The sequence below is a fragment of the Polaromonas sp. DSP2-3-2b2 genome, from assembly GCF_049895905.1.
Lineage (GTDB): Bacteria > Pseudomonadota > Gammaproteobacteria > Burkholderiales > Burkholderiaceae_C > Polaromonas.
In genome coordinates, this window is the sequence record NZ_JAFCTH010000002.1 from 132420 (window position 1) to 145772 (window position 13353).

Here is a 13353-nt window from a genome sequence, read left to right on the forward strand (position 1 = left end):
CTTCGCCAAGGCGGGCGTTTTGCGGCGTCTGGATTCCCGCCTTCGCGGGAATGACGAATTCATAAAGTTACCCATGCGCTCAACACTTCATCCCTGCAAACTCCTCGTTGCGGCCTTGGCCGTGGCGCTCGGCGGCTGCGCCGTCGGCCCCGATTACGAGCGCCCCGCCACGCCCGACATCAGTGCTTTTAAGGAGGCCGCCGGCTGGGTAGCTGCAGCGCCCGCCGATGCGCTGGAACGCGGCCCCTGGTGGAGCTTGTTCGGCGACCCGGTGCTGGGCCAGCTGGCCGCCCGGGTCGATGTGTCCAACCAGAACGTCGCCGCCGCCGTGGCCGCTTATGCGCAGGCCCGCGCCGTGGTGCGCGAGCAGCGGTCTTCGCTGTTTCCCTCAGTCACGCTGGACGGCGGCGCCAACCGGTCGCACAGCAGCGCCAGTTCCAGCAGCAGCACCAGCGGCGGTCGCACCGGCAACAGCTACCAGCTCAGCATGGGCGGCAGCTGGGAGCCCGATGTCTGGGGCCGCCTGGGCCGCGCGGTGGAGAGCAGCACGGCCAGCGCGCAGGCCAGCGAAGCCGATCTGGCATCGGCCCGGCTGTCGGCGCAGGGCGAACTGGCCGTCAATTACCTGACGCTGCGCCAGGTCGATGCGCAAAAAGCGCTGCTTGAAAGCACCCTCGCCGGTTTTCAGCGCAGCCTGGAAATCACGCAAAACCGCTACACCGCCGGCATCGCGGCCAAAACCGATGTACTGCAGGCGCAAACCCAGCTGGCCAATGCCCGGGCCGACGAGGCCGGGCTGCTGCGCCAGCGCGCCCAGCTGGAACACGCCATTGCCGTGCTGGTGGGCGAAGCGCCGGCTAACTTTTCCGTGGCGCCGCAAGCCTGGAAGCCGACAGTACCTGAAATTCCGGTCGGCATTCCCTCCACGCTGCTGCAGCGCCGCCCCGACATTGCGGCGGCCGAGCGCGCCGTGGCCGTGGCCAATGAAAAAATCGGCATCGCCCGCAGCGCCTACTACCCCAGCCTGTCGCTGGGCGCCTCGTATGGGTTGGGCTCCAGCCGCGTGGCCGACCTGTTCAGCGCGTCCAGCAGCGTCTGGTCGCTCGGCCTGTCGGCGGTGCAGGCGCTGTTCAACGCCGGCGCCACCACCGCGCGGGTGCAGGGCAGCGAAGCGGCGCATGCGCAGGCGGTGGCGCGCTACCGGCAAACCGTGCTGACCGCATTCCAAGGGGTTGAAGACCAGCTGGCCGCAACCCGCATACTCTTGATGCAACAAGATTTGCGCCGCCAGGCGTCCGAAGCCGCCGACCAGGTCGAGCAGCAGGTGCTCAACCGCTACCGCAGCGGCCAGGTCGGCTACACCGAAGTGATTACCGCCCAGGCCACCGCGCTGAGCGCGCGCCGCACGCTGGTGCAGGCCATGGCCGACCGCCAGACCACCGCCGTCGCCCTGATCCAGTCGCTCGGCGGCGGCTGGCAGGCGGAGCAATGACACCGGTAGCCGCGCGCAATTCAAGGCCTCCTGCAATGAAGCGGGAATCGTTTGCCAGCAAATTCATGGCCGACAGCGAGGACACATGCCCTGAAAACTGAGTGCAACGGCCCACTGTTGACCTGGATCAGAATGCCCCTAGAGCGAATGAGGGATAGTCGTTTCAAACAAAAGGAGCTAAGACCATGAAACTGCTGACTGACCTGTTTTCCACCGACTATGGCCTGATGAGCATTGGGGGAATCATATTCATGTTGTGCATGATGGGATTTTTTATTCGGTTGTTCATGGGCAAGATGAAACACGATCCGACGGCCCCCCGCAGGTAGGCTGCCAGGGCGGCCGTGGGCGTTTCGACCGCGCATGTGGTCACGCCGCGCCTACCCAAACTCGATCACGACAGCGACAATGACAATGACAATGACACGGTGTCGGCAATGTTCTTCGGCGCAGCGTCCAGCGTGCTGCCGGCCGGTCCGGTCGCCGGTCAGGCTGGCTCAGAAGCGCACCGTGTCGGCCACCCGCTCGGCACAGGCCCTGGCCTGTTCTGCATCGCGTGCCTCGACCATCACGCGCAGCAGCGGTTCGGTGCCGCTGGCCCGGATCAGGATGCGGCCAGTGTCGCCCAGTTCGATCCGCACCGCTTCGGTTTGCGCCGCAAGTTCCGCGCTGTCTTTCCAGTTCTGACCGGGCTTGAGCCGGACATTGATCAGGGTTTGCGGAAACAGCACCACATCCGAAAGCAGTTCCGACAGCGTCTGCTGGCTGCGCACGCAGGCTTGCAGCACCTGCAGCGCGCTGATGAGGCCGTCACCGGTGGTGTGCTTGTCCAGCGCCAGCAAATGGCCGGAGCCCTCGCCGCCCAGCAGCCAGCCGCGCTTTTCAAGCTCTTCAAGCACGTAGCGGTCACCGACCTGCGCGCGCACAAACTCCAGGCCTTTGGCCTTCAGCGCCACTTCCACGGCCATGTTGGTCATCAGGGTCCCGACAGTGCCCGGGACTTTTTCGCCGCGTGCCAGCCGCTCGTTGACCATCAGGAACAGCACTTCATCGCCGTTGAACAGTCGGCCTGTGGCATCGACCACCTGTAGCCGGTCAGCATCGCCATCGAGAGCAATGCCGTAATCAGCGCCGTTGGCCCGCACGGCGGCCACCAGTGCTGCCGGATGGGTCGCGCCGAAACCGGCGTTGATATTGAGGCCATCGGGCGCGCAGCCGATGGCTATCACCTCGGCCCCAAGCTCATGAAACACCATGGGCGCAATCTGATAGGCCGCGCCATGCGCGCCATCGACCACGATCTTCAGGCCCTTGAGCGTCAGGTCGTTGGCAAACGTGCTTTTGCAGAATTCGATGTAACGCCCGGCGGCATCGTCAAGCCGGCGGGTTTTTCCCAGTGACGCCGAATCCGCCCAGACCGGCGGCTCGTCGAGCGCGGCTTCCACCGCCGACTCCCATTCGTCGTTGAGCTTGGTGCCCTGGGCGCTAAAAAACTTGATGCCGTTGTCGGCAAAAGGGTTGTGGCTGGCGCTGATCACCACGCCCAGGCTGGCGCGCTGCGCCCGCGTGAGGTAAGCGACGCCGGGCGTGGGCAGCGGCCCGAGCAACACCACGTCAACGCCGGCTGAATTGAAGCCGGACTCCAGCGCGCTTTCCAGCATGTAGCCCGAAATCCGGGTGTCCTTGCCGATCAGCACGGTCGGGCGCGCTTCGGTCCTGCGCAGCACGCGTCCCACTGCATGGGCCAGACGAAGTACGAAATCAGGCGTGATGGGAGCCTGTCCCACTGTGCCGCGAATGCCATCGGTGCCAAAGTATTTTCTTGTCATGGGTATTGGTTCTTGAGTTGTTTTGCAGCGTTCAGCCCAGGAGGGCATGGCTTCGGTCTGATTTTATGGCCGTCCTTTGGGCTTGGACGGTTCGATTGCCACATATTGCGCACCGCAACAATCAGGCGCCCGGCGCCTTGGCGTGTCAGCTGGCGGCTTTCCAGACTTTCAGCCCCTGCACGGTTTCCCGCACGTCATGGACTCGCACAATGCGCGCGCCGCGTTCGACGGCGAGCAAGGCGGCCGCTACGCTGGGAACCATGCGCCCCTCCGGCGAGGCCGTCTCCGGGTCATCGCAGACCGCCGCCAGCGATGACTTGCGCGACCAGCCTGCGAGCAGCGGATAGCCAGCCGCCAGGAATTCACGCTGGCGCGCCAGCAGGACAAAATTCTGCTCGACGGTTTTCCCAAAACCCACGCCCGGATCCAGCACGATACGGGATTTTTCGACGCCCAAGGCCTGCAGGTTGCGACCTGCCTGCTCCAGAAACGAGAGCACCTGGGGAAGCACATCGCCCTGCATGGGCGCTGTCTGCATGGTTTGCGGCTCGCGATGCATGTGCATCAGGCAGACACCGCAGGACGCGTGCGTCGCCACGACCTGAAGTGCGCCAGGCTGGCGCAGCGCCCAGATGTCATTGATGATGTCGGCGCCAAGATCAAGCACGGCGCGCATGACCTCGGGCTTGTAGGTGTCCACCGAAACCGGGACGCCCAGCGTGACCGCATGGCGGACCACTGGCAGCACGCGGGCCAGCTCCTGCTCCAGCGGAACCGGCAAGGCGCCAGGGCGGGTGGACTCCCCCCCGATGTCCAACAGGTCGGCGCCGTCGCGAACCAGCTTTTCACAATAGGCAAACACGGCTGACAGGTTGTTCGTGGTGGCGAAATAGTTTCCGCCGTCGAAAAATGAGTCTGGCGTGGCATTGACAATGCCCATGACGCGGGCTTGCGACAGGTCCAGTTGAAAGCGCGCGGTTTGCCAGATCACAAAAACTCCTTGTTGACGACGACGGGTTGAACGATGGAATGGAATGGAATAGAGTTTTGCCGGAAACGGCGGACCCAAAGAAAAACCGGGGACTGGCCCCGGTTTCTAGGATATCTGGCGAACTGAACGAGTCAGTCAGGCGGCGTTGGGCGCCGGGTCTGCCGTAACTGCAGGGCTACCACCGCTCGGGCCGTTGCCACCGCTGCCGACGGACGGATTGCGAGGCGTCCAGTCCTTGGGCGGACGCGGCTCCTTGCCGGCCATGATGTCGTCCATCTGCTCGACGTCAATGGTTTCCCATTCCAGCAAGGCCTTGGCCATCGCGTGCATCTTGTCCTTGTTGTCCTCGATCAGCTTACGCGCCAGGCTGTACTGCTGGTCGATGATGCGGCGCACCTCGGTATCAACCTTTTGCAGCGTCGCTTCGCTCATGTTGTTGGTCTTGGTCACCGACCGCCCCAAGAACACTTCGCCTTCGTTCTCTGCATAGACCATGGGGCCAAGCGCATCGGTCATGCCGTAGCGCGTGACCATGTCCCTGGCCAGTCCCGTGGCGCGCTCGAAGTCGTTGCTGGCGCCTGTGGTCATCTGGTTCATGAACACTTCTTCAGCAATGCGGCCACCGAACAGCATGCTGATCTGGCTGAGCATGTACTCGCGGTCATAGCTGTAGCGGTCCTGCGCCGGCAGGCTCATCGTGACACCCAGGGCACGACCGCGAGGAATGATGGTGACCTTATGCACCGGATCACACTTGGGCAGCATCTTGCCCAGCAGCGCATGGCCAGACTCATGGTAGGCCGTGTTGCGGCGCTCTTCCTCGGGCATGACCATGCTCTTGCGCTCGGGGCCCATCAGGATCTTGTCCTTGGCTTTTTCAAAGTCCTGCATCTCGACCGTGCGGGCACTGCGGCGCGCAGCCATCAGGGCCGCTTCGTTGCAGAGATTGGCCAGGTCGGCGCCAGACATGCCTGGGGTGCCACGGGCAATCACATTGGGGTTGACGTCCTGGCCAAGAGGAACCTTGCGCATGTGGACATTGAGAATCTGTTCGCGACCGCGAATGTCGGGCAGCGTGACATACACCTGACGGTCAAAACGGCCGGGGCGCAGCAGGGCGGCGTCCAGAATGTCGGGCCGGTTGGTGGCAGCCACCACGATCACGCCGACATTGGTTTCGAACCCGTCCATCTCGACCAGCATCTGGTTCAAGGTCTGCTCGCGCTCGTCATTGCCGCCGCCGACACCGGCACCACGCTGACGGCCCACGGCGTCGATTTCGTCGATAAAAATGATACAGGGCGCATTTTTCTTGGCGTTGTCGAACATGTCGCGAACCCGGGCCGCGCCCACGCCGACGAACATTTCTACGAAGTCGGAACCGGAAATCGAGAAAAACGGAACCTTGGCCTCGCCGGCAATGCCCTTGGCGAGCAGGGTTTTGCCCGTACCCGGAGGGCCGACCAGTAGCAGTCCGCGTGGGATGCGGCCGCCGAGCTTCTGGAACTTGGCCGGATCCTTCAGGAAATCGACCACTTCCTTGACTTCTTCCTTTGCCTCGTCGCAGCCTGCCACGTCGGCGAACGTCACGGTGTTGGTGGATTCATCCAGCATGCGCGCCTTGGATTTTCCAAAACTGAAGGCACCGCCCTTGCCGCCCCCCTGCATTTGCCGCATGAAATACACCCATACACCAATCAGAAGCAGCATTGGCCCCCAGCTGACCAGCAGCGTCATGAGCAATGAGCCTTCTTCGCGCGCCTTGACGTCAAACTTCACGTCGTTGGCGATCAGGTCGCCAATCAGGCCCCGATCCAGGTAAGTTGCCGTGGTCCGGATTTTGCGGTCGTCGGTCGTGGTGGCCACGATTTCAGTGCCGCCCTGGCCTTCGGCGATGGTCGCCGCCTTGATGCGCTTGCCGCGAACCTCTTCAAGGAACTCGGAGTAACCCAAGTAATTGGAGCCGGTACCGGCCCGCGTGTCAAATTGCTTGAACACGGTGAAAAGCACCATGGCGATGACCAGCCAGATTGCTACTTTAGAAAACCACTGATTATTCAAGGACTGCTCCGATGTATTAATCCAAAACCGATTGCATGGCACATGCGTCTGATTTTAGGCGTTTCAAGAGGCGGAACCGGCGATTAAGGCTTTGCGTCCCTTTGCACGGCACGGATTTAAGCGGGTATTTCAGCTTCAGCAGCTTCGTTTCATCTTCATGTCACATTTTTCAGACTCTTGCCCACCAGAAAGGTTTCAGACGAATTTGAACGCGAAGCCTTGGGCTTCATGCGCTTGACCACCTTGAAGCTGGCCTGAAACAGCTTGACCAGATCGTCATAGCCGCTGCCGTGAAACAGCTTGACGACCAGCGAGCCATCGGGCTTCATGCGGGTCTGCGCAAACTCCACCGCCAGTTCGACCAGATGGGCGATTCGCGCCGCATCCACCGACTCGATGCCCGACAGATTGGGCGCCATGTCGGAAATTACCAGGTCCACCTTGACGGCGCCCTGCTCCGAGCGCAAGGCGTGTTCCAGTTTCTCCAGTACGTCGGGCTCCCGGAAGTCGCCCTGGATGAAGGCCACGCCTTCTATCGGCTCCATCGGCAGCATATCCAGTGCAACGATGCGGCCATTGAGCGCCCCCACGGCGGCGCCGGTCGGCGAGAGCTTGCGCCGCACATACTGACTCCAGGCACCGGGCGTACTGCCCAGGTCGACCACGCAGTCGCCAGGCTTGACCAGGCCCAGCGTTTCATCCATTTCCTTGAGCTTGAAGGCCGCGCGCGCACGATAGCCTTCCTTGCGGGCCTGCTTTACATACGGGTCGTTGATATGGTCGTGCAGCCACGCTTTGTTGACTTTTTTACCTTTTGCATCACCCTTGGCAACGACCTTGGGGGCCGATTTTGGGAGGAGCTTGTGGTCTGACTTGGCATTTACTTTCATGGGGCCTATTGTCGTCTCCCCGACACCGCCGATAATTGCGCATGGCTCAAATACAACTTACCCCTGCCCAGCGCAAAGACCACCGCGCTGAAGCGCACCATCTCAATGCCGTCGTGATGATCGGCTCCGACGGCCTCACCGACAATGTAAAAAAGGAAATCGACGCCGCCCTGACCGCCCACGGCTTGATCAAGGTACGGGTCCAGTCCGACGACCGCGCAGGTCGCGAAGACATGTTCCGCTCGCTGGCTGAGGAACTCGACGCCGCGCCCATCCAGCACATCGGCAAGCTGCTGGTGTTCTGGCGGCCGGTTCCCGAGAAGGAGAAAAAGGTCAGCGAAGACCGCATGGCCGGCCCGCGCGACGTCAAGGTGCTGAAAAACAGCTCGCGCTACGGCCAGCGGCCGGAAGTCAAGACCTTGCGCGTGCTCGGCAACCAGCGCCTCACCCCGGGCGGCAGCGTCAAGCGCGCCAAACCCCGGCAGCAAGTCAGCGTCAAGAAACGCTCGCAAGACTGAACTGGCCCCCCAATCCCTTAACCGACCTCGCTGGTCGGTTTTGCGTTTTCATGGCTAAAACAACCTGCGGCCTTTAGATTCACCCCACCCGCCCACAGCTAAACGCAATGACCAATCCACTCCTCGATTTCTCAGACCTTCCCCTGTTTGACCAGATCCTGCCCGAGCACGTCGGCCCGGCGATGGACGACTTGCTCGCCAAGGCCGAAACGGCGCTGGAGCAGGTCACGGCCGCCGACTTTCCGGCGACCTGGAGCGGCATTGCCGGCGTGCTCGACGTGGCGACCGAAAACCTGGGCCGCGCCTGGGGCGCCGTCAGCCACCTCAACAGCGTGGCGGACACGCCCGAGCTGCGCGCCGCCTACAACGCCGCCCTGCCCCGCGTCATCGAATTCTGGACCCGCCTGGGTGCCGACGAACGCCTGTATGCCAAGTACAAGGCCATCGACGTGGCCAGCCTGAATGACGAACAGCGCCAGGCGCACAAGAACGCCATCCGCAACTTTGTGCTCTCGGGCGCCGAACTGTCGGGCGCAGCCAAGGAGCGCTTCGCGCAAATCCAGGAGCGCCAGGCCGAACTCAGCCAGAAGTTCAGCGAAAACTCGCTCGACGCCACCGATGCCTTTGCCTACTTCGCCTCCGATGACGAAGTGGCGGGCATTCCAGAAGACGTACTGCAAACCGCCAGGGCGCAGGCCGAGGCCGAAGGCAAGGCCGGCTACCGGCTCAGCCTGAAAATGCCAAGCTACCTGCCGGTGATGCAGTTCGCCGAAAGCAGCGCCCTGCGCGAAAAGCTCTACAAGGCCTACACCACACGCGCCAGCGACCAGGCCCCGGCCGAATTCAGCCAGTTCGACAACAGCGCCGTCATGCGCGAGATCCTGGCCTTGCGCCAGGAAGAATCCCGGCTGCTGGGCTATCAGAACTTCGGCGAAGTCTCGGTGGTGGCCAAGATGGCCAAGTCGCCCGAGGAAGTCGTGACCTTCCTGCGCGACCTGGCCCGGCGCGCCCGGCCGTATGCGGAAAAGGACATCGCCGACCTGCGCAGGTTCGCGGCCGAAAAACTGGACCAGGCCGCCCCCCAACCCTGGGACTATGCCTACATCGGCGAAAAGCTCAAGGAAGCGCGCTACGCCTTCAGCGAGCAGGAAGTCAAGCAGTACTTCACCGCGCCCAAGGTGCTGGCAGGCCTGTTCACGATTGTCGAAACCCTGTTCGAGGTGCAGATTCGCGAGGATTCAGCGCCTGTCTGGAAACCCGGCGTGGCTTTTTACCGCATCGAGCGCGACGGCCAGCTGGTTGGCCAGTTCTACCTTGACCAGCCCGCGCGCACCGGCAAGCGCGGCGGTGCCTGGATGGACGATGTGCGCGCTCGATGGCTGCGCCCCGACTCCGGCAAACTGCAAACGCCGGTGGCGCACCTGGTGTGCAATTTTGCCGAAGGCGCGGGCGGCAAGCCGGCCCTGCTGACACACGACAACGTCACCACGCTGTTCCACGAATTCGGCCACGGCCTGCACCACATGCTCACGCAGGTCAACGAGCACGATGTCTCGGGCATCAGCGGCGTCGAATGGGATGCGGTCGAGCTGCCGAGCCAGTTCATGGAAAACTTCTGCTGGGAATGGGAAGTGCTCAGGCAGATGACGGCGCATGTCGATACCGGCGAGCCGCTGCCGCGCGAACTGTTTGACAAGATGCTGGCCGCGAAGAACTTCCAGAGCGGCATGCAGACGCTGCGCCAGGTCGAGTTTTCGCTGTTCGACATGCTGCTGCACACCTCGCACAACCCGGACGAAGATCTGATGGGCCTGCTCAACGAGGTTCGCCGGGAAGTGGCGGTGATTTCCGCTCCGGCCTACAGCCGCACGGCGCACACCTTCAGCCATATCTTTTCGGGCGGCTACGCAGCCGGCTATTACAGCTACAAGTGGGCCGAAGTGCTGTCGGCCGACGCTTATGCGGCCTTCGAAGAAACCGCAGCCGCCAACGACGAAGCAGGAAGCGACAAATCGACGGTCAGCGTGCAAGCCGGCAGGAAGTACCGCCAGGCCATCCTCGAAGCGGGCGGAAGCCGCCCCGCCATGGAGTCGTTCAAGGCTTTTCGCGGCCGCGAACCTTCGCTCGACGCATTGCTGCGTCATCAGGGCATGGCGTGAACCCCGTGCTGAACATGCTTTGCAGAACCGGACAGGCCTCATGAAATCAAGCGCATTGTGTTTTTCTGGAACCCGAGCGCTGTTGGCACTGATGCTGGCAGCCAGCGGCCTGGCTTCATTGCAGGCGCAGGCCCAGCAGGTTTACCGCATCGTCGGACCCGATGGCAAGATCACCTTTTCAGACCGGCCGCCGCCAGTGTCGGCCGGCAACTCCAGAATCAGCGAAGCCAATGCCCTTGGCGGCGCAAGCAACCCCGCGCCTGCCAGCCTGCCGTTCGACCTTCGCAAGGTCGCGCTCAAGTACCCGGTGGTCCTGTACACCGGCGACAACTGCGCACCCTGCGGTGCGGGCCGTTCGCTGCTGACCAGCCGGGGCGTTCCGTTCAGCGAAAAAACGGTCACGACGGCCGCCGACACGGAGGCGCTGCAGCGCCTGAGTGGTGAAGCGTCACTGCCATTTTTGACCATTGGCAGCCAGCAGCTCAAGGGCTTTTCCGATGCGGAATGGACCCAGTTCCTGAACGCAGCCGGCTATCCGAAGTCTTCGGTCTTGCTGTCCGGCTACCGAATGCCTGCACCAGTGCCCCTGGTGACAGCCGCGCCCTTGCCGGCGCCGCCCGTCTCTGGCGAAGGCAACGAGCCAAAAGCCGTGATGAAAACCCCCGCGGCACGTCCGGTACAGGCCCCCACCGACAGCAGCAACCCGGCCGGCATCAAATTCTGATCGGCGTTGGCGAGATTGAATTCCGGCCTGGCGGTTTACAGACCGGCGTCAGGAAAGCCAACCTCAGCGCATTCTGCCGCGCCGTTTCGACACCGTCCGCCAGCGCCACGCCAGCGAGATCAATCCATAGCTGAACAGCCCCATCAATACGGCGGTGATGCACAGTCCGACCACCAGCGGCTTGCCCAGCGCGGCGATGCGCTGCCAAAGGCTCAGGGTGTTTTCGATCTCCTGCGTGCCGATAACTTCGATGCCCTGTGGCGGCGCTTTCTCACCCGTGACCCAGACGCCCAACCGGTAGGCGCCGTAGTAGATCGGGGTGAAGGTCAGCGGATTGCTGACCAGCGTGCTGGCGACGGCAGCCGGGACATTGGCGCGCAGCAGCACGGCGGCGGCCACCGAGAGAGGAATCTGCGCGACCGGGATCAAGAGGCCAAAAAAGACGCCCAGTGCCACGCCCATCGCCACGCCGCGCCGGGACCAGTGCCAGAGCTTGGGCTGGTGCAGCCATGGGCCGAGCCAGGCCAGCCAGCGGTTGCGGCTGATCTGCTCACGGGTCGGAATGCAGGCGCGCAACCGTTCAAGCAGGCTCATGTTATGGCTTCCGAATGAGCAAGCGGCTCGCAGGTCACTGATCACGGCTCCTGGCGGATGGAGGCAAGGGCATGGTGCCTTGAAAAGGCAAATGCGGTCAGAACACCAGGGTTTCAACGCCCTCGTCAGTTCCCAGCAGGCACACATGCGCCTTCTGGAAGGCAAACACGCCGACCGTCACCACGCCGGGCCACTGGCTGACCAGCGACTCGAAGGCCAGCGGCTCGGCGATCTTCAGGCCAGTCACGTCCAGGATGTGCTGGCCGTTGTCGGTCACCAGCGGCTGGCCGTCCTTGTGGCGCACGGTGGCCGCGCCGCCCATGGCTTCGAACTGGCGCGCAATGCGCCGCGCGGCCATGGGAATGACCTCGACCGGAAGGGGAAAGCCGCCCAGCGTGGCGACGTATTTGGACTTGTCGGCGATGCAGACAAAGCGGCGCGACTGGGCCGCGACGATCTTTTCGCGCGTCAGCGCCGCGCCGCCGCCCTTGACCATGTGGCCGGCATGGTCGATCTCGTCGGCGCCGTCGATGTACACCGCCAACTCGTCCACCTCGGCGGCATCGAACACCGTGATACCCAGCGCCTGCAGCCGTTCGGTCGAGGCGTTCGAGCTGGAGACGGCACCTAGAATCCGGTCCTTCATGGTGGCCAGCGCATCAATGAACTTGTTGACGGTGGAGCCGGTGCCAACGCCGACGATGCTGCCGTCCTCGACGTAATACAGGGCGGCTTGGCCGACCAGGGTTTTGAGTTCGTCTTGGGTCATGGGGTGCCTTGCGTAAATGGGTTGGAGTGAAACGGGTTTTGCGACAATCAGGACTCATGCCTTGCGGGCCACGGCGCTTTGCCAGACCCGCGCACATCCACCGCTCTCTGCCCGAATTATCCAATGTCCCTGTTCCCCTACGCCCTGGCCCGTCCCTTTTTATTCGGCCTCGACCCCGAAACCGCCCATGACCTGACCATGGCGTCGCTGGCGCGCACCCAGGGCACGCCGCTGTCAGCGCTGTATTGCGCCACGCGGATCAGCGACCCGATCCAGCTCGCCGGCTTGAGCTTTCCCAACCGGGTGGGCATGGCCGCCGGGCTGGACAAGAACGCCCGCTGCATCGACGGCCTGGCCGCCATGGGTTTTGGCTTTGTCGAGGTCGGCACGGTGACGCCCAAGGCCCAGCCGGGCAACCCCAAGCCGCGCATGTTCCGTCTGCCTGAAGCCAACGCGCTGATCAACCGCCTGGGCTTCAACAACGACGGGCTGGACGCCTTCCTGGCCAACGTGCAGAAGTCGAGCGTTCGCAAGCCCGGCGCGAAAAGCACGCTGCTGCTGGGCCTGAACATTGGCAAGAACGCCGCCACGCCGATTGAAAACGCAGTGGACGATTACCTGATCTGCATCGACGGCGTGTACCCGCATGCCGACTATGTGACGGTCAACATCTCCAGCCCCAACACCAAGAACCTGCGCGCGCTGCAAAGCGACGAGGCGCTGGACGCGCTGCTTGGCCGCATCGCCGAGCGCCGCGAAACCCTGGCTCGCCAGCACGGCAAGCGCGTGCCGATCTTTATCAAGATCGCGCCCGACCTCGACGACGCGCAGGTCGAAGTGATTGCCGCCACCCTGAAGCGCCACGCGATGGACGGCGTGGTCGCCACCAACACCACGCTGAGCCGCGATGCCGTCAAGGGCCTGCGCCATGCCGACGAAGCCGGCGGCCTGAGCGGCGCGCCGGTGCTGGCGGCCAGCAACCGCGTCATCAGCCAGCTGCGCGCCGCGCTGGGCAAGGGCTTTCCCATCATCGGCGTGGGCGGCGTGATGAGCGGGCTTGATGCCGTGTCCAAGATCAAGGCCGGCGCCGACGTGGTGCAGATCTACACCGGCCTGATCTACAAAGGCCCGGCACTCGTCACCGAAGCCGCAAATTCGATCAAAAAGTGCCGCTAGCGCAATAGACACGGGCGTATCCAGCTATTATTTTCATAGTAACTGCGCTGCCGAAAAATCCCGTCAGGGTTTGCCCGAAGGCCTGGAAAGGCGTGTCCCCTGGCGCACTGCCAGCACGGCCCAAGGCCATGTAGAGCAGCTACCATGCAG

The 13353-nt window shown here is 63.2% G+C and carries 12 protein-coding genes; 6 read left to right on the forward strand and 6 right to left on the reverse strand.

Annotation, left to right across the window (positions count from 1 at the left end):
• Positions 1-73 precede the first annotated feature (73 nt).
• Together ACP7AD_RS02580 and ACP7AD_RS02585 are read left to right on the forward strand one after the other, a co-directional pair.
• A complete protein-coding gene (locus tag ACP7AD_RS02580) occupies positions 74-1492 on the forward strand; it encodes an efflux transporter outer membrane subunit (protein ID WP_426144682.1) in 1419 nt (472 codons plus the stop codon).
• 185 nt (positions 1493-1677) lie between these two features.
• On the forward strand, positions 1678-1821 hold the full coding sequence (locus ACP7AD_RS02585; protein ID WP_426144680.1) for a DUF3149 domain-containing protein: 144 nt from the start codon (positions 1678-1680) through the stop codon (positions 1819-1821).
• A gap of 168 nt (positions 1822-1989) precedes the next feature.
• Here the strand turns inward: ACP7AD_RS02585 and glmM are convergent, their stop codons facing one another.
• The 4 genes from glmM to ACP7AD_RS02605 all read right to left on the reverse strand — a co-directional run bounded on the left by glmM (position 1990) and on the right by ACP7AD_RS02605 (position 7263).
• Positions 1990-3321: a phosphoglucosamine mutase gene (glmM, locus tag ACP7AD_RS02590; RefSeq protein ID WP_426144679.1), complete on the reverse strand. Its 1332-nt coding sequence runs from the start codon at positions 3319-3321 to the stop codon at positions 1990-1992.
• Between the two features lie 145 nt (positions 3322-3466).
• Positions 3467-4312 (reverse strand): dihydropteroate synthase, encoded by an 846-nt coding sequence (folP, locus tag ACP7AD_RS02595; RefSeq protein WP_426144678.1) that lies wholly within the window; start codon positions 4310-4312, stop codon positions 3467-3469.
• Positions 4313-4447: 135 nt separating this feature from the next.
• The gene (gene ftsH, locus ACP7AD_RS02600; RefSeq protein ID WP_426144676.1) at positions 4448-6373 is read right to left on the reverse strand and encodes an ATP-dependent zinc metalloprotease FtsH; all 1926 of its coding nucleotides are present in this window, start codon (positions 6371-6373) and stop codon (positions 4448-4450) included.
• 155 nt (positions 6374-6528) lie between these two features.
• Positions 6529-7263 carry an RlmE family RNA methyltransferase gene (locus ACP7AD_RS02605; RefSeq protein ID WP_426144674.1) on the reverse strand — a complete coding sequence of 245 codons (735 nt, stop codon included), beginning with the start codon at positions 7261-7263 and terminating at the stop codon, positions 6529-6531.
• 41 nt (positions 7264-7304) lie between these two features.
• Here ACP7AD_RS02605 and ACP7AD_RS02610 point away from each other — a divergent pair, with 41 nt between their 5' ends.
• From ACP7AD_RS02610 to ACP7AD_RS02620, 3 genes are all read left to right on the forward strand, one after another.
• The gene (locus ACP7AD_RS02610) at positions 7305-7781 is read left to right on the forward strand and encodes a YhbY family RNA-binding protein (RefSeq protein ID WP_426144672.1); all 477 of its coding nucleotides are present in this window, start codon (positions 7305-7307) and stop codon (positions 7779-7781) included.
• A 107-nt stretch (positions 7782-7888) separates the two neighbouring features.
• Entirely contained in the window at positions 7889-9940 is a 2052-nt protein-coding gene (locus ACP7AD_RS02615) for a M3 family metallopeptidase (RefSeq protein WP_426144670.1), read from the forward strand.
• 40 nt (positions 9941-9980) lie between these two features.
• Positions 9981-10664 carry a glutaredoxin family protein gene (locus tag ACP7AD_RS02620; protein WP_426144669.1) on the forward strand — a complete coding sequence of 228 codons (684 nt, stop codon included), beginning with the start codon at positions 9981-9983 and terminating at the stop codon, positions 10662-10664.
• 63 nt (positions 10665-10727) lie between these two features.
• Here ACP7AD_RS02620 and ACP7AD_RS02625 read toward each other — a convergent pair whose 3' ends face one another.
• Together ACP7AD_RS02625 and rpiA are read right to left on the reverse strand one after the other, a co-directional pair.
• Positions 10728-11258 carry a DUF2062 domain-containing protein gene (locus ACP7AD_RS02625; protein ID WP_426144667.1) on the reverse strand — a complete coding sequence of 177 codons (531 nt, stop codon included), beginning with the start codon at positions 11256-11258 and terminating at the stop codon, positions 10728-10730.
• A 97-nt stretch (positions 11259-11355) separates the two neighbouring features.
• The gene (gene rpiA, locus ACP7AD_RS02630) at positions 11356-12027 is read right to left on the reverse strand and encodes a ribose-5-phosphate isomerase RpiA (protein WP_426144666.1); all 672 of its coding nucleotides are present in this window, start codon (positions 12025-12027) and stop codon (positions 11356-11358) included.
• A 123-nt stretch (positions 12028-12150) separates the two neighbouring features.
• On the opposite strand from rpiA, the gene ACP7AD_RS02635 reads away from it, so the two are divergent.
• Positions 12151-13203, forward strand: coding sequence for a quinone-dependent dihydroorotate dehydrogenase (locus ACP7AD_RS02635; RefSeq protein ID WP_426144665.1), 1053 nt, complete (start codon positions 12151-12153; stop codon positions 13201-13203).
• The last annotated feature ends 150 nt before the right edge of the window (positions 13204-13353 follow it).

Bases quoted from the DNA above. Each gene is read 5' to 3' on its own strand.
- ACP7AD_RS02585 (WP_426144680.1), top strand. From the start codon at position 1,678: ATGAAACTGCTGACTGACCTGTTTTCCACCGACTATGGCCTGATGAGC.
- ACP7AD_RS02625 (WP_426144667.1), bottom strand. From the start codon at position 11,258: ATGAGCCTGCTTGAACGGTTGCGCGCCTGCATTCCGACCCGTGAGCAG.
- ACP7AD_RS02635 (WP_426144665.1), top strand. From the start codon at position 12,151: ATGTCCCTGTTCCCCTACGCCCTGGCCCGTCCCTTTTTATTCGGCCTC.
- ACP7AD_RS02620 (WP_426144669.1), top strand. From the start codon at position 9,981: ATGAAATCAAGCGCATTGTGTTTTTCTGGAACCCGAGCGCTGTTGGCA.
- rpiA (WP_426144666.1), bottom strand. From the start codon at position 12,027: ATGACCCAAGACGAACTCAAAACCCTGGTCGGCCAAGCCGCCCTGTAT.
- glmM (WP_426144679.1), bottom strand. From the start codon at position 3,321: ATGACAAGAAAATACTTTGGCACCGATGGCATTCGCGGCACAGTGGGA.
- ACP7AD_RS02580 (WP_426144682.1), top strand. From the start codon at position 74: ATGCGCTCAACACTTCATCCCTGCAAACTCCTCGTTGCGGCCTTGGCC.
- ACP7AD_RS02615 (WP_426144670.1), top strand. From the start codon at position 7,889: ATGACCAATCCACTCCTCGATTTCTCAGACCTTCCCCTGTTTGACCAG.
- ACP7AD_RS02605 (WP_426144674.1), bottom strand. From the start codon at position 7,263: ATGAAAGTAAATGCCAAGTCAGACCACAAGCTCCTCCCAAAATCGGCC.
- ACP7AD_RS02610 (WP_426144672.1), top strand. From the start codon at position 7,305: ATGGCTCAAATACAACTTACCCCTGCCCAGCGCAAAGACCACCGCGCT.